Source organism: Klebsiella sp. Sb-30, assembly GCF_057652795.1.
The window spans coordinates 2,022,392-2,043,575 of the sequence record NZ_CM172749.1 but is presented as its reverse complement, the minus strand read 5'-3'; the positions used below and the strand labels follow the sequence as shown (position 1 = coordinate 2,043,575).

19 protein-coding genes are annotated in these 21,184 nt (G+C 58.6%); 13 read left to right on the top strand and 6 right to left on the bottom strand.

Annotated features, from left to right (window positions below):
• The first annotated feature begins 93 nt into the window (after positions 1 to 93).
• Positions 94 to 873, top strand: coding sequence for an AraC family transcriptional regulator (locus AC236I_RS09545; RefSeq protein ID WP_004863753.1), 780 nt, complete (start codon positions 94 to 96; stop codon positions 871 to 873).
• Here the strand turns inward: AC236I_RS09545 and AC236I_RS09540 are convergent.
• Genes AC236I_RS09540 through AC236I_RS09525 form a run of 4 tightly spaced genes read right to left on the bottom strand, consistent with a single transcriptional unit; the run spans position 870 to position 4,803 of the window.
• Complete coding sequence (locus AC236I_RS09540) at positions 870 to 1,610, bottom strand: proteasome-type protease (RefSeq protein ID WP_004863757.1); 741 nt, start codon at positions 1,608 to 1,610, stop codon at positions 870 to 872. The genes AC236I_RS09545 and AC236I_RS09540 overlap by 4 nt on opposite strands.
• A gap of 18 nt (positions 1,611 to 1,628) precedes the next feature.
• Positions 1,629 to 2,444: a transglutaminase family protein gene (locus tag AC236I_RS09535; protein WP_004863760.1), complete on the bottom strand. Its 816-nt coding sequence runs from the start codon at positions 2,442 to 2,444 to the stop codon at positions 1,629 to 1,631.
• Positions 2,441 to 3,370, bottom strand: coding sequence for an alpha-E domain-containing protein (locus AC236I_RS09530; RefSeq protein WP_004863763.1), 930 nt, complete (start codon positions 3,368 to 3,370; stop codon positions 2,441 to 2,443). The genes AC236I_RS09535 and AC236I_RS09530 overlap by 4 nt, the downstream gene beginning before the upstream one ends.
• Positions 3,364 to 4,803: a circularly permuted type 2 ATP-grasp protein gene (locus AC236I_RS09525; RefSeq protein WP_004863765.1), complete on the bottom strand. Its 1,440-nt coding sequence runs from the start codon at positions 4,801 to 4,803 to the stop codon at positions 3,364 to 3,366. Before AC236I_RS09525 ends, AC236I_RS09530 begins: the two co-directional genes overlap by 7 nt.
• Before the next feature lie 79 nt (positions 4,804 to 4,882).
• Between AC236I_RS09525 and AC236I_RS09520 the strand changes: the two genes are divergently transcribed.
• On the top strand, positions 4,883 to 5,011 hold the full coding sequence (locus AC236I_RS09520; protein ID WP_255265535.1) for a hypothetical protein: 129 nt from the start codon (positions 4,883 to 4,885) through the stop codon (positions 5,009 to 5,011).
• Here the strand turns inward: AC236I_RS09520 and AC236I_RS09515 are convergent.
• Positions 5,008 to 5,901: an alpha/beta hydrolase gene (locus tag AC236I_RS09515; RefSeq protein WP_064356934.1), complete on the bottom strand. Its 894-nt coding sequence runs from the start codon at positions 5,899 to 5,901 to the stop codon at positions 5,008 to 5,010. The two genes, AC236I_RS09520 and AC236I_RS09515, sit on opposite strands and share 4 nt — an antisense overlap.
• A 215-nt stretch (positions 5,902 to 6,116) precedes the next feature.
• Between AC236I_RS09515 and AC236I_RS09510 the strand changes: the two genes are divergently transcribed.
• From AC236I_RS09510 to AC236I_RS09470, 9 genes are all read left to right on the top strand, one after another.
• Positions 6,117 to 7,862, top strand: coding sequence for an alpha,alpha-trehalase (locus AC236I_RS09510; RefSeq protein ID WP_143722544.1), 1,746 nt, complete (start codon positions 6,117 to 6,119; stop codon positions 7,860 to 7,862).
• 202 nt (positions 7,863 to 8,064) lie between these two features.
• Positions 8,065 to 9,090, top strand: a complete 1,026-nt coding sequence (locus AC236I_RS09505) for an ABC transporter substrate-binding protein (protein WP_354626344.1) — start codon at positions 8,065 to 8,067, stop codon at positions 9,088 to 9,090.
• Entirely contained in the window at positions 9,087 to 10,079 is a 993-nt protein-coding gene (locus tag AC236I_RS09500; protein WP_015584042.1) for a FecCD family ABC transporter permease, read from the top strand. Before AC236I_RS09505 ends, AC236I_RS09500 begins: the two co-directional genes overlap by 4 nt.
• Complete coding sequence (locus AC236I_RS09495; protein WP_004863782.1) at positions 10,076 to 10,840, top strand: ABC transporter ATP-binding protein; 765 nt, start codon at positions 10,076 to 10,078, stop codon at positions 10,838 to 10,840. The genes AC236I_RS09500 and AC236I_RS09495 overlap by 4 nt, the downstream gene beginning before the upstream one ends.
• 2 nt (positions 10,841 to 10,842) lie before the next feature.
• On the top strand, positions 10,843 to 11,646 hold the full coding sequence (locus AC236I_RS09490; RefSeq protein ID WP_015584041.1) for a class I SAM-dependent methyltransferase: 804 nt from the start codon (positions 10,843 to 10,845) through the stop codon (positions 11,644 to 11,646).
• Positions 11,643 to 12,497: a ModD protein gene (gene modD, locus AC236I_RS09485; RefSeq protein WP_411294079.1), complete on the top strand. Its 855-nt coding sequence runs from the start codon at positions 11,643 to 11,645 to the stop codon at positions 12,495 to 12,497. The genes AC236I_RS09490 and modD overlap by 4 nt, the downstream gene beginning before the upstream one ends.
• A gap of 26 nt (positions 12,498 to 12,523) precedes the next feature.
• The gene (locus AC236I_RS09480; protein WP_487608776.1) at positions 12,524 to 14,494 is read left to right on the top strand and encodes a TonB-dependent receptor plug domain-containing protein; all 1,971 of its coding nucleotides are present in this window, start codon (positions 12,524 to 12,526) and stop codon (positions 14,492 to 14,494) included.
• Positions 14,495 to 14,533: 39 nt separating this feature from the next.
• Positions 14,534 to 15,178 carry an MOSC domain-containing protein gene (locus AC236I_RS09475; protein WP_032717117.1) on the top strand — a complete coding sequence of 215 codons (645 nt, stop codon included), beginning with the start codon at positions 14,534 to 14,536 and terminating at the stop codon, positions 15,176 to 15,178.
• Positions 15,179 to 15,442: 264 nt separating this feature from the next.
• Positions 15,443 to 17,563, top strand: a complete 2,121-nt coding sequence (locus tag AC236I_RS09470; RefSeq protein ID WP_192226544.1) for a TonB-dependent siderophore receptor — start codon at positions 15,443 to 15,445, stop codon at positions 17,561 to 17,563.
• 87 nt (positions 17,564 to 17,650) lie between these two features.
• Here AC236I_RS09470 and emtA read toward each other — a convergent pair whose 3' ends face one another.
• Positions 17,651 to 18,262 (bottom strand): membrane-bound lytic murein transglycosylase EmtA, encoded by a 612-nt coding sequence (emtA, locus tag AC236I_RS09465; protein WP_015584038.1) that lies wholly within the window; start codon positions 18,260 to 18,262, stop codon positions 17,651 to 17,653.
• 95 nt (positions 18,263 to 18,357) lie between these two features.
• Here emtA and ldcA point away from each other — a divergent pair, with 95 nt between their 5' ends.
• On the top strand, positions 18,358 to 19,272 hold the full coding sequence (gene ldcA / locus AC236I_RS09460; RefSeq protein WP_004863802.1) for a muramoyltetrapeptide carboxypeptidase: 915 nt from the start codon (positions 18,358 to 18,360) through the stop codon (positions 19,270 to 19,272).
• 92 nt (positions 19,273 to 19,364) lie between these two features.
• Complete coding sequence (locus AC236I_RS09455) at positions 19,365 to 21,098, top strand: potassium/proton antiporter (RefSeq protein WP_004863807.1); 1,734 nt, start codon at positions 19,365 to 19,367, stop codon at positions 21,096 to 21,098.
• Positions 21,099 to 21,184 lie beyond the last annotated feature (86 nt).

The window sequence follows — 21,184 nt, the reverse complement described above, 5'->3', positions numbered from 1 at the left end:
TCACCTCCTGAACCATTAAGAGGCGCTATTGTAGGCGGACCATAAATCGCACATTATAAACATAATGACTTTTTATATCGGAAATCAGACATCATGGCGTGGCTCGAGGCGAATGCGCTATTTAATCCGGACGATCTGCATAACAGGGTGATTGGCGTCTGCTCGGCGCTGGGCCAGCATGATTCCGGCAGCCACCTGCACCGGATGGGACAGCTGCTGTTTACCCGTCAGGGCTGCGTACGCCTGACCCTCAACAACGGCGCGCTGCTGTGCCTGCTGCCGCCCACCCGGGCAGCCTGGATACCGGCCGGTATAGACCATCGTGCGGAGATGAAAAGCATTGTCGACTATCGCTCGATCTGGTTTCATCCGACCCACTATCCTGCTCTCCCACGTCATCCGGCGATCCTTAACGTCGGCCCGCTGCTGCGCGAACTGCTGGAGCGAATCGCCGCCAGCCCGTGGGATAGTGACTGGCAGAACGGCATCGGCTGGCACCTCGCCGCGCTTTGCGAGGCGGAAATGTGCAGCGCGGCGCAGGAGCCGATGATGCTCGCCCTGCCTCAGGATAAGCGTCTGGCGCTGCTCGCCGGCGACGCCCTGCCGCCGCCGCTGCAGCAGCTGGCGATCCGCTGCGGAGCCAGCGAAAAGACCATCAGCCGGATTTTCCGTCGCGATACCGGGATGACTTATCAGCAGTGGCGCCAGCAGTGGCGCCTGATGAAAGCGGTGGAGCTGCTGGCCACCGGGGCGCGTATTACCGATACCGCGCAGGCGCTGGATTTCGCCAGCGACAGCGCCTTTATCTACTTTTTCCGCACCATGACCGGCATGACGCCGGGACGCTATTTCTTACCGCAGACCACGCGTTAACGATCGCCGCCCGGCGCATAGGGCGGCAAGGTCAGGAACGTGTTTTGCAGTCCTTCCGACCACGCCTTGCGAATGGTGTTGAAGTACGGGTCGCTTTCGGTGATGCGATGCTGGCCGGCGCTGCTCAAACTGCCGCTGCGGTACAGCAGCGTGTCCAGCGGCAGGCCCACGGAGAGATTGCTGCGCAAGGTGGAGTCAATCGAGATCAGCGCACAGCACATCGCCTGCTCCAGCGGTGTCTCCCGGCTGAGCACCCGGTCGATAATCGGCTTGCCGTATTTGCTCTCGCCAATCTGGAAATAAGGGGTGTCGTACGAGGCTTCAATAAAATTGCCTTCCGGGTAGATATGGAAAAGGCGATGCGTTTCCCCGGCAATCTGCCCGCCCAGCAGCAGATTACAGTTGAAATTGGTGTTGCCACAGTGCTGCTGATTGCTGCTGTCGCGCTGAATCACCTCCTGCAGCGTTTTGCCGATCAGCATCGCCGCGTCATACAGCGAACTCACCTGCATCAAATTAGGCTCCTGCTGAGTCGCAATCCGCGTACTCAGCAGGCTTATGACGCTCTGGGTGGTGGCCAGATTGCCGGCGGACTGTAGCACCATGACGCGTTCACCGTCCTCGGCGAAAACATGGAGCTTTTTAAAGGTCGCAATATGATCCACTCCCGCGTTGGTACGGGAATCTGAGGCGAAAACCAGTCCATCCGCTAAACACATGGCCACACAGTAGGTCATCGTTAATTGTTCCTGCTTTTATTGCTGCTGTGCCTGTTGCGAATGCTCGCGCACTTCAGCGTTGGTTAGCATTATTTCCCCGCCGCCGCCCAGCCGGGTGCCGCGCACCGGGCAGGCGTCAAGATAGTCCAGCCCGGTCGCCAGCCGCAGATGCTGGTTGAGGTGACGGGTATTATTGGTGATATCAAAAGATTGCCAGCGTCCGTTGAGCCACACCTCTGCCCATGCGTGCATCGCGACATGCTGGGCATTATCGCTGTAAACGTAGCCGCTGACGTAGCGCGCCGGGATCTCCAGCGCGCGACAACAGGCGAGGAAGACGTGCGTGTGATCCTGGCAGACGCCTTTTGCCCTGGCAAAGGCATCCGCGGCAGAGTCCTGTACCTGCGTGGCTCCCGGTGAGTATGGCATTCTCAGCAGCAGGTCCGCCATCAGTTGATTCAGGCTCTCCTCCGGCTCGTCGTGGCGATACAGGCGCCGGGCAAACTCGCGGATCCGATCGTCGGCACGGGTCAACGGCGTACAGCGTAAATAGACCAGCGGAGAGAGCAGCTCCTCTTCCGCCACATCGCTCTGTTCGCTGTCCTCGGCAATATCCACGATCCCGCTGGCGCGGATGGCAATCTCTTTGTGAGGATTGTCGAGCGTTAACACATGCAGGACATTTCCCCACGCGTCGGTGGTCGTCACCGCCGCGCCTTCCGGCAAGGTCAGCGTCCAGGCGGTAATGGTTTGCCGCCCGGTGCTGCGCGGCGTCAGGCGCAGATACTGGGTCGAAAACTTCACTTCTTCATCGTAGCCGTAGCGGGTCAGGTGATCGATGACCAGTTTCATAGCGCCTCCAGATAAGTTTGTCTGATGCTGTCGGACAGAGCATTAATACGCGCCAGCAGTCCGTTGAGGTAACTTTGTAAATCGGCGCCCGCCAGATCGTCGCGGGTGCTGAAGCGCAGATCGACATTCAGCTGATGCGCCAGGCGCAGCGGCAGGTGCGAGCGGTCGTTGGCGATATGCTCCAGCTGACCAATCAGATCGGAGATACAGGCCCGCAGGGATCGCGGCACGTCGTTGCGCAAAATCAGTAGCTCCATCACCGTCTCTCGGGTGACCGGCTGGCGAAAGATACTGTTGTAGGCTTCCCGGGCGCTGACCGCGTTAAGCAGAGTATCCAGCCGGTAGTATTCACGCACCGGATCCGGATCGCTGCTCAGCTGCTGATCCTTGATCAGCAGCAGTTGCGTGGTGGCGTAGGCCCGTTCAATCAAGGTGCCGATACCGATAAAACTCAGCGCGTCATTGCGCAGCAGCGTACCCAGCACCGCGCCGCGAAACAGGTGCACCCGCTCCTTTACCCACTCGAAAAAACCATCGGTGCCCAGTTCGCTAATCCCTCGCTGGCGGAGCTGGCGCAGTTCAATGCGCGTCGCGTTGATACACTCCCACACCTCGGCGGACAGGCTGCCGCGAACCGCGTGCGCGTTGTTCCAGGCCATCTCCACGCAGCTGTAAATGCTGCAGGGGTTGTTGCCGTCGAGGGCGAAGAAGTTGAGCAAATTGCTCATGGTGAAGCGCGCATGTCGCGCCTGAAACAGTTCATGGGTTAAGGACAAATTCAGCGGCAGGGCCAGGTCCCGCGACTGCTGGCTGTGACGCGGGATCATCGACAGCTTCCACGTCACATCGAGCACCCGGGCATAGCTTTCCGCGCGCTCCAGGTAGCGCGCCATCCAGAATAGTTCACTCGCAGTCCGACTCAGCATGATTCACCATCCTCCATCACCCAGGTATCTTTGGTGCCCCCGCCCTGCGATGAGTTCACCACCAGCGAGCCTTCGGTAAGCGCCACCCGCGTCAGACCGCCTGGCACCAGACGAATCTCCTGGCCGGAGAGGACAAAAGGACGTAAATCGATATGCCTCGGTGACAGCCCCCCTTCCACGAAGGTCGGACAGGTTGACAGCGCCAGGGTCTCCTGTCCGATATAGTTAGCCGGATTGGCCAACAGACGCTGGCGAAACATCTCCCGCTCTTCTTTGGTTGAACGCGGCCCCACCAGCATGCCGTATCCCCCGGCGCCATGAACTTCCTTGACCACCATCCTCTCGAGATTGCCCAGCACGTACTGCAGATCCTCCGGCTTACGACACTGCCAGGTGGGAATGTTGTTCAGAATCGGCTGCTCGCCAAGATAGAACCGGATCATCTCCGGCACAAAGGGGTAGATCGACTTATCGTCCGCCACGCCGGTGCCAATCGCATTAGCCAGCACCACGCCGCCCGCGCGATATACCGACAGCAGGCCGGGCACGCCGAGCATTGAGTCGGCGCGAAACGCCAGCGGGTCGAGATAGGCATCATCAACACGCCGGTAAATCACGTCCACCCGCCGCGGCCCTTCGGTGGTGCGCATATAGACCGCGCCCGATTTAATAAACAGATCGGCGCTTTCTACCAGCTCAACCCCCATCTGCTGGGCGAGGAAACTGTGTTCGAAATAGGCGCTGTTAAAACGCCCGGGCGTCATCACGACCACACAGGGATCGTCCACCGGGGAGCTTTCACGCAGGGTTTGCAGCAGGTAGCCCGGATAGCGCTCGACCGGCGCAATATGGTGATTTTCAAACATCTCCGGGTAGAGACGCATCATCATTTTGCGGTTTTCCAGCATATACGAGACCCCTGAAGGGGTCCGCAGGTTATCCTCCAGCACGTAATACTGGCCGTCGCTGTTGCGCACCATATCGACGCCGGTAATGTGGGCATAGGTATTATTGGGCAGATTTATCCCCTGCATGCAGGGCTGATATTGCTCATTGGCCAGTACCTGCTCCGCCGGAATAAGGCCCGCGCGCAGGATATTTTGCTCGTGGTAGATATCGTACAAAAAGGCGTTCAGCGCTTTGACCCGCTGACGAATACCGCGATCGATCTTTTTCCACTCTCCGCCGGGAATGATGCGCGGGACGCTATCAAACGGAATCAAACGCTCGGTACCTTCATCTTCCCCATACACATTAAAAGTGATGCCGATGCGGTGAAAAAGTAGCTCCGCCTGCTCTTTCTTTTGCCGGATAGAGAATTGATCGGTGTTGTGAAACCATTGCCACCAGGCGTTATAGTGGTGACGCTGCTGTCCCTGCGCGGTAAGCATCTCATCATAATAATGCCCGTCAGGAAGCGTTATTTTTATCATGGCCGTCTCCTCCGGTTATACTCACGTTGGGGTAACCCCGCAAAGAGATAAGCATTTATTATGCCAGGTAGCAGACGGCATGAGACGAGTGCAATTCCCCGCAGCGCGCCGCTTTATTGTGCAAAAAACCATCACCCCGATAGCCGATGCCACGCCGGTTGTGCACCACCATGAGGCAAATATCGTGCGCCTGCGCCATCAGGGTTAGCCTCCGTTCAGCCAGCGCGCGTAATGCTCCGGCCATTCGACGGTCGGCGTACCGGGACGCCCCATGGCAAAACCATGTCCGCCGCGGGCATAGCGATAGAGGCTGACCGGTATCTGATGCTGCCGACAGGCGGCGGCCATGATCAGGGTGTTATGCGGATCGGACACCGAATCGTCCTCCGCCTGGGCCAGAAAGCAGGGCGGCGTCTGTGCATTGACGTAGGTCTGGACCGACCAGGCGCGGTCAACCGCCTCTGAGGCATGGGCTCCTGCCAGCATCCGGTGCGTCGCGGTATGGCTATAGGGCGACATCAGCGAAATAATCGGATAAATCAGCGCGGCTTTATCGGCACGAGCCGGGCGATCATCGAGGGCATCCTGCGGCGAATAAGCGGCAAAATCGGCCCGGCAGGCCGCCATACCCAGCAAATGCCCGCCGGCGGAAAACCCCAGCAGGCTGACCTGTTCTTCCCGCGCGCGAATCAGCCGCAGCGCCCGCTGGGCGTCCTGCAACGGCGCCAGCGCGCCGGCGCCCCACCCTTCGCCGGGTAAGCGGTAGCTCAGGATATAGGCGGTATAACCGCGTGCGGTCAGCCAGCGTGCGGCAGGCCAGGCTTCTTTCGCCATTTCGATGCGCCGGTAGCCGCCTCCGGCGGCAATCAGTACACCATGACCGCGGGATAGCGCCGGTCGCCACACCGTCAGCTGCGGCCGGGCAATATGAGTGAGCGCGCCGCGCGCAGAGAGCCGCGGCGCCCCGGATGGCCCGCCGCCGCCCGGCGGTTCGCCAGGCCATAAGCAGAGCGCCTCATCCCGGCGATCGCTGGCCCCGGCGCGTGCCGCAGCCCACAGCGACACGGCGCTTAACAGTAGAAAATGACGTCGATTCACCCGCAGTTCTCCTCAGACTTTAATCGACCGATAACAGCACACCGCCGCTCTCCCCCGGTCTTTTATTCTCGTTTCTCTGCCCGGACGGGCAGGTAAATTGTCTGTTTTCACGCAAAATGTTACCTGCAACACCCCGGATGGCGGATATTCGTCTAAGGTTTTCTGATGGTCAAATGCAGTGGCAAGACCGTCTGAAATGATAAGGAGAATTCCCCATGACGAGATCGGTTTCACGTCGTCCCGCAACGTTGCCTTACGCTTTATCTCTGGCGCTCGGAGGCGCGATTTTCGCTTTATCGACGCTGGCCGCCCAGGCCGTGGAAACCAAACCCGTGCCGCCATCCCCGGATGTGATGCTCGGCCCGCTGTTTAATGATGTACAAAATGCCAGACTCTTCCCCGACCAGAAAACCTTTGCCGATGCCATCCCCAATAGCGATCCGCTGATGATCCTGGCCGACTATCGCATGCAAAAAAACCAGACCAGCTTCGACCTGCGCCATTTCGTCGAGCTGAACTTCACCCTGCCGAAAGACAATGACCGCTACGTTCCGCCGAAGGGTCAGACGCTGCGTCAGCATATCGACGGCCTGTGGCCAGTGCTCACCCGCAGCACCGTTGAAGTCGAAAAGTGGGACTCTTTGCTGCCGCTGCCTAAACCCTACGTGGTGCCCGGCGGCCGCTTCCGGGAAGTGTATTACTGGGATAGCTACTTCACCATGCTGGGCCTGGCCGAGAGCGGGCACTGGGATAACGTTGAGGATATGGTGACCAACTTCGCGGCGGAGATCGATGCCTGGGGCCACATCCCCAACGGTAATCGTAGCTACTATTTAAGCCGCTCACAGCCGCCGTTTTTCTCATTTATGGTGGAGCTCCTCGCGACCCATGATGGCGATCGGGTGCTGAAAACCTGGCTGCCGCAGATGGAAAAAGAGTACCAGTACTGGATGCAAGGCGCCGATGCGCTGGAGCAGGGAAAAGCCAACCAACGGGTGGTGCGTATGGAGGATGGCGCGCTGCTGAACCGCTACTGGGATGATAACGATACGCCGCGTCCGGAATCGTGGCTCGATGATGTCACCACCGCGAAGAACAACCCGAATCGTCCGGCGACCGAGATCTATCGCGACCTGCGTTCTGCCGCCGCCTCGGGCTGGGATTTCAGCTCACGCTGGATGGATGACCCGAAAAAACTGGGCACCATCCGCACCACCAGCATCGTGCCGGTCGATCTCAACGCGCTGATGTTCCACATGGAGAAAACCCTCGCGCGCGCCAGCAAGGCCGCGGGCGACAGCGCCAAAGCGGCGCAGTACGATGCCCTGGCCAACGACCGCCAGAAGGCGCTGGAGAAATATCTGTGGAATGATAAAGCGGGCTGGTACGCCGATTATGACCTCAAGACTCATAAAGTACGTAATCAGCTCACCGCCGCGGCCCTGTTCCCACTGTACGTCAACGCCGCTTCCCGCGAGCGCGCGGCGAAGGTTGCTGCGGCGGCAGAATCGCAGCTACTGAAACCCGGTGGCTTAACCACGACTAACGTGAACAGCGGTCAGCAGTGGGATGCACCGAACGGCTGGGCGCCGCTGCAGTGGGTTGCCGCCCAGGGGCTACAAAACTACGGTCAGCAGAAAATAGCGATGGAGGTGAGCTGGCGTTTCCTCAGCAATGTCCAGCATACCTACGACAGTCAACAAAAGCTGGTCGAAAAGTATGATGTCAGCTCGACGGGCACCGGCGGTGGCGGCGGTGAATATCCGCTGCAGGACGGTTTCGGCTGGACCAACGGCGTCACGCTGAAAATGCTGGATCTGATCTGTCCGCAAGAGAAACCGTGCGATTCACTGCCGGCCTCGCGCCCGGTCGAGAATGTGGAAAAACCCGTTGCCGCCGTCAGCACCCAGCCGGCCGCCAACGATGCTGTCGCCGAGCCCGCTAAAAAATCGGCGCCGTAAACTTCGTACGCGGCGGGCTCACCGCCGCGTTTTTTGTCCAGACTCTCCTGCGTTCCCCCACTCCGGCCCTTGTTCTCATTCCTACCCTTACGGGGTAGTTCGTACACAAATCCAGCTCTCCTTGATCTCAAGCAATTCCAGCATCGTTATATATGTAAATATATAGCGATTTTTTCATCTTATTGTTTCAGGAAAGAAACTTATGCCTCTATCCCGCCGCACCTTTATCCAGGCGCTAAGCCTGCTCCTGTGTCTCCCCACCCTGGAGGGGACGGCGGCTACGCCGCTGGCTTTGCACGTAGGTGAACGCCCCGCTCCCGCTCATATTCGTCGGATTATCAGCGCCGGGGCACCTGCCGACATGTTGCTGCTTGCGGCAGCGCCGGAGAAGCTGCTGGGATTTTCCTCTTTTGATTTTTCTCAGTTCCCGGATGCCCCCGTCCCGGCGGACATCGCCCGACTTCCCAGACTGGGGAGACTTGCCGGACACGCCAGCACGCTATCGCTGGAGACGCTGCTCGCGCTTGAACCCGATCTGGTGGTGGACTGCGGCAATGTAGACGACAGCTGGGTCTCTCAGGCACAACGGGTCAGCGAACGTAGCAAGATTCCGTGGGTACTGATCGGCGGAAACCTGGCATCATCAGCCCAGCAGCTGCTTACGATTGGCGATATCGTTGAGACCGAAGCCCGTACGCGGCGGCAGGCGGCGCTGGCGCAGAGATTCATCGCCGACGCTCAGGCCTTTTCAAGCGGTTCCAGAGCACGGACGCGCTTTTATGCCGCCCGCGGGGCGAAGGGACTGGAGACAGGGTTAGCGGGATCGCTGCATACCGAGGCGGCAGAGCTACTGGGGCTGGAAAACGTTGCCCGCGTCGCCGGACGCAGCGGGCTCACCCAGGTCTCTCTGGAAAATCTGCTGGCCTGGCAACCGGATATCATCCTGACCCAAAATGTGACGACGCGAAACTACATTCTGCAGGATCCTGCATGGAAGGGAGTCAGCGCCGTTGCGAAACGGCAGGTGCTACTGCTTGATGGTTTGCCGTTTGGCTGGCTGGATGCGCCACCGGGCATTAACCGTCTTGCCGGGATGCGCCGGCTTCATGCCTGGCTCGACCCACGGATCCAGACTTCGCTGCAGGATGATTTAACTCGCTATAGCTCGCTCTTCTGGCATGCAGCGTTAACGCCTGCCCGCTATGCTACATTGATGCATTCAGCATGAAACTATCTACGCTAAGTCTCATACTGCTGCTGGCTGCGCTACTGACTATCTCCGGCGCCTTGTTGACTGGCCCGTGGAATCTCACCGTCGGGCGTTTGTTCGAGCTCTTATTCACTCCCCATAGCGCGTCGCTTCCTCCCCAGGCAACTATCGTCTTCTGGCAAATCCGCCTGCCGCGAATTATCGCCGCCCTTGCCATCGGCGCGTCGCTCTCCGCTGCGGGAGCGGCCTATCAGGGCATGTTTCGTAACCCCCTGGTCTCGCCGGATATTCTGGGCGTGGCCGCCGGAGCCGGTCTGGGCGCCTGTCTCGCCATCTGGCTGGGCTTGTCGATATTCTATATCCAGCTGTTGGCCTTTTGCGGTGGCCTGCTGGTCGTTCTGAGTGCCGGCATACTGGCCCGCGCCATCACGCGCCACGATCCGGCGCTGACGCTGGTATTGGTAGGCATTGCGCTCGGCACGCTATGCGGGGCGGGCATTTCACTGATTAAAACCCTGGCCGATCCTTATACTCAGCTTCCCTCTATTACGTTCTGGCTGTTGGGCGGCTTAGCGGATATTACCCTGCGCGATCTGGCCTTTGCCGCTCCGCTGATGATTATCGGTTGCCTGCCTCTATGGCTGCTACGCTGGCGCCTTAACCTGCTGACGCTGTCCGATGATGAAGCTCGTTCTCTGGGCATTGATGTCGCACGCTTACGGTTGATTGTGGTGGTCTGCGCGACTCTGGCCACCGCCAGCGCGGTAGCCATTGCCGGTATTATTGGCTGGATTGGACTGATTGTTCCGCATACCGGACGCCTGCTGACCGGCAGTAATCACCAGCGTTTGCTGCCGGTGGCAATGGGGATCGGCGCAATCTTGCTGCTCTTCACCGATACCCTGGCTCGCGGGCTGAGTGCAACCGAGATCCCGCTGGGAATTCTGACCTCATTTGTCGGCGCGCCGTTCTTTCTGGCGCTGCTGCTGCGAGGAAACCGCCCATGACACGGCTTACGATTCAGCATGCCAGCGTGGGTTACCCGGGACGCCCGGTTCTTCGCGAAGTGTCATTTTCTCTGACGTCTGGCTCGGTATGCTGTCTGCTGGGCGCCAATGGCAGCGGCAAAACCACGCTGATGCGCAGTATTCTCGGGCTCCTTCCCCTGCTCTCTGGTCAGATTCTGATAGACAGCATCGCCATCGCACAAATGACCCCTCGTGACCGTGCGCGCGCCGTCGCCTGGGTGCCACAGGCCCACGACGGAGCCTTCGCTTTTAGCGTGCTGGAGATGGTCCTGATGGGACGAAGCCCCTACATCGGCACCTTTTCCCAACCAATCAAGAGCGAACACCATATCGCCTTAGCCCAGCTGGAGACGCTCGGCATTGCCCATCTCGCAACCAGGAACTGGGCCACGCTGAGCGGTGGCGAACGCCAGTTGGCGCTTATCGCCCGCGCACTGGCGCAGCGGCCGCGGCTGTTGCTGTTGGATGAACCCGCCTCAAGCCTCGACTTTGGCCATCAGATTCGCCTGCTCGACACGCTACGTGAACTTCGCCAAAACGGCATGACCCTGCTGATGGCAACCCATCATCCGCTGCACGCTCTCGCCGTTGCCGACACGGTTATCCGGGTTGAAGCGGATGGGCTTGTCAGCCACGGACCACCGTCAACCCAGCTTCAACCAGATAACCTCGCCGGGCTCTATGGCGTTACCCCCGCCCAGATTCGTCACCACCTTGGCAACCCTCACTTTCAGGAATGATTATGCTTATTGATGATATTGATTTTGCAGAACTATACCGACAACAGCTCAGATTTGCCGGTCGCACGGAAAAATCCCCTGCCCACTGGGACGCCCGGGCAGAGAAAATGTCCATCAGTTGCAGCGATCCAGCGGACAGCTACCTTGTACAGCTGCTGGCAAAAATCGATCTCACCGGCGCAGAGACCTTATTCGATATGGGCTGCGGGCCGGGAACCGTGTCGCTGGCGCTGGCTGATAAACTTCACGCCGTGCACGGCGTCGATTACAGCCCGAAGATGCTCGACGTTGCCGCAAGGCGTGCCTCGCAAATGGGCATCACCCATGCTCACTGGCACTGCCGCGCATGGGAATCATCGTGGCACGATATTCCCCGCTGCGACATTGCCGTCGCCTCCCGCTCAACGCTAGTTGGCGATATGCAGGAAGCGATGACTAAACTCCACCAACAGGCACGACTACGCGTCTATACCACACATCTCGTCAGCCCGACATTTATGTCGCCGGCCATCCAACGCGCGCTGGGTCGCGCGGTTATCGAACTGCCAAATTACATTTACGCGCTGAACATCCTCTATCAGATGGGGATTCAGGCGCGGGTCGATTTTATCCGTGGCCGCAACTGTCAGCGCGATAACAGCACCTACGAACGCTTCGAAGAAAATGTTAAGTGGACGCTCGGCGTACTCAGTGATGAAGAGCGAGCACGGCTTCACCATTGGTACCAACAGCAGGCCCCGCAGGCCATCGCGCCCGCTACCCGTGACTGGGCGCTGATCTCCTGGGATTGCGGAGAAAGAGCATGATCTACATACCTCAGGCGCTAACCGATGCATGGTTGATGGAAGATATTCAAGGCGGAGACCTGACGACCCGCGCGCTGGGAACGGGAAACCAGGCGGGAATAATGGAGTTTCGCCATCGTCAGGGCGGCTGCGTGAGCGGCATTGCGCCGGCGGCGCAGATGCTGCGAAGCCTCGGGTTAACGGTCACCGCACGGTTGGAAGATGGCGCCCAGGCAAGGCCAGGCGAGGTGCTGCTGCGCGCAACCGGTCGCGCATGTGCGCTGCAACAGGGCTGGAAAGCCGTGCAAAATGTGCTGGAGTGGAGCTGCGGCGTATCGGCCTACGTTGCGCAGATGCTGGCCCTGCTGCATACCCGACTTCCCAACGCGCATATTGCCTGTACCCGCAAGGCCATCCCCGGCACGCGGCTGCTAGGCACCCAGGCGATCGTCGCCGCAGGCGGCTTAATCCATCGAGCTGGCAGCGCCGAAACGCTGCTGCTGTTCGCGAACCATCGTCGCTTCCTTACCGACGACGGCGACTGGGCTCACGCCATAGATCTGCTGCGTCGACGCTCACCCGAAAAAAAAGTGGCCGTGGAAGCCGATACGCCGGAAGAAGCGCTGGCTGCGCTGCGAGCACAACCCGACATTTTGCAACTTGATAAATTTACGCCTCAGCAGGCCCGCGAGGTCTCAGATCAAGCCCGCCATATCGCCCCGCTTTGCACGCTGGCACTGACCGGCGGAATGACCCTCGCCAGCCTTTGTCAGTACCTCGATTGTGGAATTGAATTGTTTATTACTTCGGCGCCGTGGTATGCGCCACCGGCTGATATTCAGGTTCGACTGAGGCCAGACAATTCAAAATAAAAATAACCAAAACAGGAATAATAAAAATGAGAGTCAGGAAACGTTATCTTTGCACATTGATAAGTTTGAGCTTAAGTCAGGTCGCGTGGGGGGATCGGCCGGAAGAATCGATGACCGTATGGTCCAGTTCCGTACCCGCTGCGACAACGAATATCCTCGGGACAGACACCATCCAGAGTCTGGATAAGCAGGATGTGGCGCACGCGTTGTCCGTCATGCCCGGTGTTGTTTTACAAAAATCAGGTGGGCGGAATGAACTCCAGGTCAAAGTTCGCGGGTTTGACGGTCGCCAGGTCCCGGTATTTTTCGACGGCGTGCCAATCTATGTCCCCTACGACGGTAATCTCGACCTCGGGCGTTTTCTCACATCGGACATCGGGTCAGTGGAAGTGTCGAAGGGTTACTCCTCGCTGCTGCAGGGGCCAAACCAGATGGGCGGCGCCATCAATATTACCACGCCGCGCCCGAGCAAACCGCTGGAGGCCAGTATCGGTTATCGCCAGGGCTGGAGCCGTAGCGAGGATAGCGCCTATGATACGCATGCTTCTCTCGGGGCAAGCAACGAACTGGGCTATATCCAGCTCAGCGGTAGCCGCCTGAAACGGGATTTCCTTGCTCTGCCTCACGGGACAACAAATCCTCTCGCCGGTGAAGATGGCAAGATGACCAACTCGGCGAGCGATGATAAGCGCGGGATCTTCAAACTCGGTTTTACCCCTTGGGGAAACGATGAATATGCTTTTACCTGGATCAAGCAGGATGGCGAAAAGCAGAATCCACCTTATGCCGGGAACAGCTCGCAAAAATCACGCTACTGGCAGTGGCCAGAGTACGATAAAGAAAGCTATTACTATCAAGGGACAACTCACCTCGGCGACCGCTTCACGCTGAAAAGCCGCCTGTATCGCGATACCTTCAAAAACACCCTGATGATGTATAACTCGCTGGCCGATCTGCACAGCAAAAACGGCAACTATAGCCACTATAGCGATTACAGCACTGGCGCAGGTTTACAGCTTTCAGCAGACGTACGTCATCGCGACCAGCTCTCTTTCGGCGTGAACTGGAAAGATGATGTCCACAGAGAAAAAAGCAGCACCGACGGCCCTTACGATCGCTATCAAGATCGGACCTGGTCTCTCGCCAGTGAATATCAATGGGAAGCCGCAGATAATCTCGATATCGTCGCCGGTATGAGTTATGACTGGCGCAACAGTCTCGAAGGAATGAAACACGAGAAGAACGGCAGCGTGACCCGCTACGACGAAAACAGGCAGAACGCATTCAACTGGGAAACGATGGCCCGCTATCATTTCGCCAACGAAGATACGCTGGCCCTGTCCTGGTCCGACCGTACCCGTTTCCCGACGCTCAAAGAGCGCTACACGACCTCAAAACCCGCGAAAGACCAGATTGCCCTTGTGAATCCTTACCTGAAACCAGAGCGGGCCCGCAGCATCGACCTGACCTGGAATGGCCATATCACCGACAGTTGGGCCTATGAGATAAGCACGTACTATAACCGCGTCAGTGACGCCATTTTGTCGATTAATATCGATGCTGATACGGTCCAGAACCAGAACAGCGGCCGGGTCGACTATACCGGTCTGGATCTTGGGATCAAAGGGTCGCCGTTTGAAATGCTCGATGTCGGTCTGAGCTATGGCCTGATTCATGCCGATAGCAAAAGGCAAGAGGCGGGCAAAGTCACCGACCTGCCAAACCAGACGCTCAGCGCCTGGTTGACACTAAAACCGATTGCGCCGCTGCAGCTCACCCTCTCTGAAGAAGCGCGCTCCTCTAGCTACAGCAACAGCAATGGTTCGCAAAAAGCGCCAGGGTTTGCCATCACCCACCTGCGCGCCGATTACGCAATAGGCCACGGCTTTAGCGTCAATGCATCGGTCAATAACCTCTTCGATACGCGCTATTACTACAGCGAAGGTTTTATCGAAGAAGGTCGTAATTTCTGGGCCGGCGTGGAATACAAATTCTGATTCATTTCTCCACTCGGTGGAAAAATGAAGGAGATCCTTATGATCGTAGATTTTAAAGTGATACTGCATACAATCCTCGGCAATCAACGTCGGACGGACGGGTCAGTGCACAAAGTGCCGTTAAGCGGCAGCGTGTATTTCAATACGCATGGACTGGAAGCCGAGAACGGCATCCGGGAACATTTTCAGGATCCCGATTGCGCGCTCATGCATTATGCCCGGGAACATTACGATTTCTGGCGTGAGCGATATCCCGCGCAGGCCGGGCAGCGCCTCTGCGCCGGCCTGTTTGGGGAAAATTTGTCCACTTATGGCATGACGGAAGCTAACGTATGTCCGGGCGATGTCTTTCGTCTTGGCGCTGCCGAAGTACAGGTCTCCTGGGGGCGCGTTGCCTGTCAAACGATGGCAACCCGTTTGCAGGATCCTGATGCTCCAGAACTGATGCATCAACAGTCGCGCAACGGCTGGTTTTATCGGGTGATAGCGCCTGGCGAAGCCCGCTGCGGCGATACATTCCGACTGCTCGACCGCCCTGCCGTAGACTGGCCACTCAGCCGGGTGCAGGCGATTATCTTCAGTGATGGAGGGACGGAAGAGGAGCTGCAGGCTCTTTCTGCGATGCCGTTCCTTGCCACCCCCTGGAGAGCCATTGCCATGATGCGCTTAGACAGTCGCCGCTGATCCCCTCCCCCCTCAACCACTGGCTACCAAATCAGGTAGCCAGTTCAGGTTTCCATCGCCGCTTAATCCGCTGTTTATCACCGTCCTGTCAAATAAACATTATGTTTTTCATGGGTTTTCATTTTCATATTTACCAATCCTGCCTTGATAATCAAAAACAGAACGATAATAATTCGCATTACTTTTTTACGAGAGATGACACTTTCGTTTTTTATGCGTGGTGGCGTACAGGAGTACCAGGCTACGTCAACTCAGGATTATGTCATGACCGCTCGCGTCATTTTCAAACGCCCGGCGCTGCTGTACGCGCTGGCCACCGTCTTCCCGTTTGCCAGCCTGGCGGAAGAGACGGTTATCGTCACCGCACAACCCATCGACTCAGCCATCTCGCCAACGCAGGGCTATAGTGCCAAAACCTCCGCTGGCGCGACGAAAACCGATCAGCCGTTGATTACCACCGCGCAATCGGTCTCCGTCGTCACCCGTCAACAGATGAATGATCAGGGAGCCAATACCATCAGCCAGGCGCTGGAATACACCCCGGGGGTTTACTCCAGCTTCGGCGGCGGCGCGACCCGCTTTGATACGGTATCGCTACGCGGCTACCACGGCGGTGATGTTGATAACCTGTTTCTCGACGGCATGCGCTTGATGAGCGACGGCGGCAGCCACAACGTCCTGCAAATCGATCCCTGGTTTGTTGAACGGGTTGACGTCATCCGGGGCCCCTCTTCGGCGCTGTACGGTCAGAGCGTGCCGGGCGGGGTGGTGAATCTGACCTCGAAACGCCCGCAGTTTACCTCGGAAGGCCATTTCCGCCTCAGCGGCGGGACGCAGAACACCAAAGGGGCCGCCTTCGATTATACCGATGCCCTCAACGATCAATGGGCTTACCGGATTATCGGCATGACGCGCACCAGCGATACCCAGTACGATAATACCCGCGAAGAGCGCTACGCCATTTCACCTTCCCTGCTCTGGCAGCCGGATACCGACACCTCGCTGCTGCTGCGCGCCTACCTGCAAAAAGATCCGTCGGGCGGCTATCACGGCTCGCTGCCGCTGGACGGCACCCGCTATGCTCACAACGGACGTAAGCTCTCCACCAGCACCAACGAAGGCGATCCGTCAGACGGGTATCAGCGCCGCGAGCAGATCTACAGCTACGAGTTCACTCATCAGTTCGATGACGTCTGGTCCGCCTACTCCGCCGGAAGCTATACCCACACCAACGTATCGCTGGATCAGGTGTATCAGGTCGGCTGGATTGATGACAGCGATAGTCTGGCGCGCGGTTACAGCGGCTCGCGCGGCTCGCTGGATGCCTGGTCAACCGACAACCGCCTGCGCGCCGATTTCACCACCGGCGAACTGGCCCATACGCTGATCCTCGGCGGGGAATATCACCGTTTCCGCAACGATCTGTGGACCGGCGCCGGTAGCGCGTCGCCTCTCGATCCGTTCAGCGGCTATACCGCGCAGACCGGGCATACCGTGACCTACAGCGATAACAACAACCGCCGCTACTACCAGACCGGGCTCTATCTGCAGGACGAAATGGTCTGGGCGCGCTGGCATCTGGATGTCTCCGGCCGTTACGATCGCATTGTTTCGCAACAGGTCAGCGATACCTTCGGCACCTCCAGCCGCCGCTCCGATGACCATATCAGCGGCCGGGCATCGCTGCTGTATGCGCTGGAAAACGGCCTCTCGCCGTATCTGAGCTATAGCCAGGCGATTACCCCAGCGATGCTGCCGGGCGCCGATGGCACCCTGCTGAAACCGACCACGGCAGAACAGCTGGAGGCGGGCCTGAAGTTCCAGCCGCCGGGCTCCGCCGATATGTACAGCATCGCTATCTACGATTTAACGCAAAAAGATGTGGCGACGCGCGATCCAAACATCGCCACCGCGACCTTTATTCCCGCAGGAAAAGTTCACTCTCAGGGCGTGGAGCTGGAGATGCACAACCAGATTACGCCTGAGCTGAGCACCCTCGCCTCCTACACCTGGAACCGCCTGCGCTTCCAGGACACTAAAGATGGGACTAACGACAACACGCCGCAGCTGACGCCGGATCAGATGGCCTCTTTCTGGGCGCGCTATCAGTTCCCGGCAGGGATCAGCGCCGGGGCCGGCGTACGCTATATCGGGAAACAGTGGGCGGATGATGCGAATACCGAGCGCCTGCCGTCGGTCACCTTACTGGATGCGATGGTGCGCGCCGATCTCGGCGTCTGGTCGCCGTCGTTGAAAGGAGCTTTTGTGCAGGTTAATGCCAATAACCTCAGCGACCGGGAGTATCTCTCCGGCTGCTACGGAACCGGCAACTGCTACTGGGGAGCCGAACGCAGCGTGACCGCCACCGTCGGCTACGACTTCTAAGGATTGTCTGAAAAACGTTCCGCTCGCGCCGGGCTCTGCGAATGACACCCGATGTGTTACCGTGAAGCGCAGCGCGAGCGGAAGCGGCTACATGGCGTCCAGCGCCTGCTGCAGCTTCCAGATATAGCGCGGAGCCTGCGGAGCCGGATGTTTTTTCACCACGTGCTCAAAGAACTCATCGGCATCCATATCGTTAATCTCGTCAATCGCATCCTGACGATTCGAGGAGAAGGTGCGCAGGAGCGCCCCGGCGCCGTTGGCGTAGGAGACCACCACCGCATAGCGCATCACCTGCGGATCTTTAATCCCGGCAAGCGGGCCATTCTCAAGGATACTCAGATAGGCCGCGCCCATCGAAATATTACGTTCGGGGTTTTTCAGCTCGCTGACCGACGGCTCGCCGCGCCAGCCCATGCGCCGGTAGACATCGCGCCCGGACGTGGAAGGCTTCAGCTGCATCAGGCCTACTGCACCGGATTTGCTGATAACCGTCGGGTTGCCGCCGGATTCAATGGCGATAATCGCCGTCACCAGCTGCGGATCAACGCCCCACGCCGCGCCGGCTTTTTCACTGATCGGCATCCACTGCATCGCCCGCTTAACCGGAACTTCAGCGTTCCACGGCGGGTTACGATAATCCTGTTTTGAGCTACAACCGGCCAACAATACAACGATAAAAACAAACCATCTCAATTTCACACATCTATCCTTATTGGCTGAAGTTTGCCGCCTGGAGATGACAATAATCGCTCCAGGCGGCATGATAACCCTTTCATTCTTAGCAAGGAATTGTCATGTCTCAGTTTTATCTGGTCGCCCCTTCAGGTTACTGCCTCAACCAGGAGGCAGCGTACCGCGGCGTTCAACGTCTGCAGGAAGCCGGGCATCAGGTCCTGCACCAGGAAGTCATCCCTCGCCGCCAGCAGCGGTTTGCCGGAACTGAGCATCAGCGCCTGAACGACATCAACCAGCTGGCTACCCTCGAAGGCGCTAATCGTATCGTGCTGGCGGTACGCGGCGGCTACGGCGCCAGCCGCCTGCTGGCGCACATCGACTGGCAGGCCCTCGTTGCACGCCAGCGGCAGAACCCGCTAATCATTTGCGGACACAGCGATTTTACAGCGATTCAGATGGGCCTGCTGGCAAAGGGTAGCATAATCACCTTCAGCGGTCCGATGCTGGCCGGTAACTTTGGCGCCGAAGCGATGGATCCGTTTACTGAACGCCACTTCTGGCAAGCGCTGCGCAGCCCGGAATTTACCCTCGAGTGGCAGGGCGAAGGCCCGGATTGTCGGGCCCAGGGAACCCTGTGGGGCGGCAATCTGGCGATGATAACCTCGCTGATTGGCACGCCGTGGCTACCGCAAATCGCCAACGGTATTCTGGTGCTGGAAGATATTAATGAACATCCGTTCCGCGTCGAACGAATGCTGTTGCAGCTGCTCAATAGTGGTATCCTCGCGAATCAGCGCGCCATTGTCCTCGGCAGCTTTACCGGTGCCCGGCCTAACGATTACGACGCGGGCTATGATTTACCGCAGGTCTGTGACTATCTTCGCACCCAGCTCGATGTTCCGCTCATCAGCGGCCTGGACTTCGGCCACGAGCAGCAGACCGTGACTCTGCCCCTCGGCGCGGAGGCGCTGCTGGTGAACAACGCGGCCACCACCACCTTAACGCTCAGCGGACATCCGGTACTGACAGAATAAAAACTTCTGTTACACATTTTCGGATACTCTGCAGGTTGTTAAAATGATGTCACTTTCATAAAACCTTCACGCCAGTAAGGAGTACGTCAACTTTGGACGCCGGTGCGGTCATTAGTCTGTTTATTCTGGGTTCTGTATTAGTAACCTGTAGCATTTTATTGAGTTCCTTTTCCTCGCGCCTTGGCATCCCGATTCTGGTTATTTTCCTTGCCATCGGTATGCTGGCCGGCGTCGATGGTATCGGCGGCATCCCTTTTGACAACTACCCTTTCGCCTACATGGTGAGTAACCTGGCGCTGGCGGTGATCCTGCTGGACGGCGGCATGCGCACCCAGGCGAGCTCATTTCGCGTCGCGCTCTGGCCCGCCCTCTCGCTGGCGACCGTGGGCGTGCTGATCACCTCCTGTCTGACCGGGATGATGGCCGCGTGGCTGTTCCATCTCGATCTGATCGAGGGGATGTTGATCGGCGCGATTGTCGGCTCCACCGACGCCGCGGCGGTCTTCTCGTTGCTCGGCGGCAAAGGACTGAACGAACGCGTGGGCTCCACCCTGGAGATTGAATCCGGTAGCAATGATCCGATGGCGGTGTTCCTGACCATTACCCTTATCGAGATGATTCAGCAGCATGAAACCGGCCTGAGCTGGATGTTTGCCGTGCATATCGTGCAGCAGTTCGGCCTCGGTATTGCGATTGGTCTCGGCGGCGGTTATCTGCTGTTGCAGATGATTAACCGCATCGTGCTCCCAACGGGACTCTATCCGCTGCTGGCGCTGAGCGGCGGAATTATGATTTTTGCCGTCACCACGTCGCTGGACGGCAGCGGTATTCTGGCGGTGTATCTGTGCGGTTTCCTGCTCGGCAACCGGCCGATTCGCAACCGCCACGGGATCCTGCAGAACTTTGACGGACTGGCATGGCTGGCGCAAATCGCCATGTTCCTCGTGCTCGGTCTGCTGCTCACGCCGTCGGATCTGTGGCCTATCGCCATCCCGGCGCTGCTGCTGTCGATGTGGATGATTTTCGTCGCCCGCCCGCTGTCGGTCTTTGCCGGCCTGCTGCCGTTTCGCGGCTTTAACCTGCGCGAGCGGGTGTTTATCAGCTGGGTTGGCCTGCGCGGCGCGGTGCCAATTATTCTCGCCGTCTTCCCGATGATGGCCGGTCTTGATAACGCCCGCCTGTTCTTTAACGTCGCCTTCTTCGTGGTGCTGGTCTCGCTGCTGCTGCAGGGAACCTCCCTCTCCTGGGCGGCGAAAAAAGCCAAAGTGGTGGTTCCGCCGGTGGGCTGGCCTATTTCCCGCGTCGGGCTGGATATTCACCCGGAAAACCCCTGGGAGCAGTTTGTGTACCAGCTGAGCGCCGATAAATGGTGCGTCGGCGCGGCGCTGCGCGATCTGCATATGCCGCCGGAAACCCGCATTGCCGCCCTGTTCCGCGACAATGTTCTGCTGCACCCGACCGGCAGCACCCGCCTGCTCGAAGGCGATATTCTCTGCGTGATCGGCCGCGAGCACGATCTGCCGGCGCTGGGTAAAATGTTCAGCCAGTCGCCGCCGGTGGCGCTCGACCAGCGCTTCTTCGGCGACTTTATTCTCGACGCCAGCGCAAAATTCGCCGATGTGGCGCAAATTTACGGTCTTGACGGCGGGGAAGAGTTTCGCGAACGCCAGCAGTCGCTGGGGGACGTGATTCAGGACCTGCTCGGGGCCGCGCCGGTCGTCGGTGACCAGGTGGAGTTCGCCGGGATGCTGTGGACGGTGGCGGAGAAAGAGGAAGACCACGTGCTGAAGGTCGGGGTACGCGTGGCGGAAGACGAGGCGGAATGAACCGCCTCATCATCCTGGTTAAGATATTAATCTTGCATGCTTTTGCTCATTACAGAGCCGCATAAAGCCCCCCGATATCATCTCCG

Coding starts and splice junctions, on each gene's coding strand:
- AC236I_RS09545 (WP_004863753.1), top strand. CDS start 94: ATGGCGTGGCTCGAGGCGAATGCGCTATTTAATCCGGACGATCTGCAT.
- AC236I_RS09540 (WP_004863757.1), bottom strand. CDS start 1,610: ATGACCTACTGTGTGGCCATGTGTTTAGCGGATGGACTGGTTTTCGCC.
- AC236I_RS09535 (WP_004863760.1), bottom strand. CDS start 2,444: ATGAAACTGGTCATCGATCACCTGACCCGCTACGGCTACGATGAAGAA.
- AC236I_RS09530 (WP_004863763.1), bottom strand. CDS start 3,370: ATGCTGAGTCGGACTGCGAGTGAACTATTCTGGATGGCGCGCTACCTG.
- AC236I_RS09525 (WP_004863765.1), bottom strand. CDS start 4,803: ATGATAAAAATAACGCTTCCTGACGGGCATTATTATGATGAGATGCTT.
- AC236I_RS09520 (WP_255265535.1), top strand. CDS start 4,883: ATGAGACGAGTGCAATTCCCCGCAGCGCGCCGCTTTATTGTGCAAAAA.
- AC236I_RS09510 (WP_143722544.1), top strand. CDS start 6,117: ATGACGAGATCGGTTTCACGTCGTCCCGCAACGTTGCCTTACGCTTTA.
- AC236I_RS09505 (WP_354626344.1), top strand. CDS start 8,065: ATGCCTCTATCCCGCCGCACCTTTATCCAGGCGCTAAGCCTGCTCCTG.
- AC236I_RS09500 (WP_015584042.1), top strand. CDS start 9,087: ATGAAACTATCTACGCTAAGTCTCATACTGCTGCTGGCTGCGCTACTG.
- AC236I_RS09495 (WP_004863782.1), top strand. CDS start 10,076: ATGACACGGCTTACGATTCAGCATGCCAGCGTGGGTTACCCGGGACGC.
- AC236I_RS09490 (WP_015584041.1), top strand. CDS start 10,843: ATGCTTATTGATGATATTGATTTTGCAGAACTATACCGACAACAGCTC.
- modD (WP_411294079.1), top strand. CDS start 11,643: ATGATCTACATACCTCAGGCGCTAACCGATGCATGGTTGATGGAAGAT.
- AC236I_RS09480 (WP_487608776.1), top strand. CDS start 12,524: ATGAGAGTCAGGAAACGTTATCTTTGCACATTGATAAGTTTGAGCTTA.
- AC236I_RS09475 (WP_032717117.1), top strand. CDS start 14,534: ATGATCGTAGATTTTAAAGTGATACTGCATACAATCCTCGGCAATCAA.
- AC236I_RS09470 (WP_192226544.1), top strand. CDS start 15,443: ATGACCGCTCGCGTCATTTTCAAACGCCCGGCGCTGCTGTACGCGCTG.
- ldcA (WP_004863802.1), top strand. CDS start 18,358: ATGTCTCAGTTTTATCTGGTCGCCCCTTCAGGTTACTGCCTCAACCAG.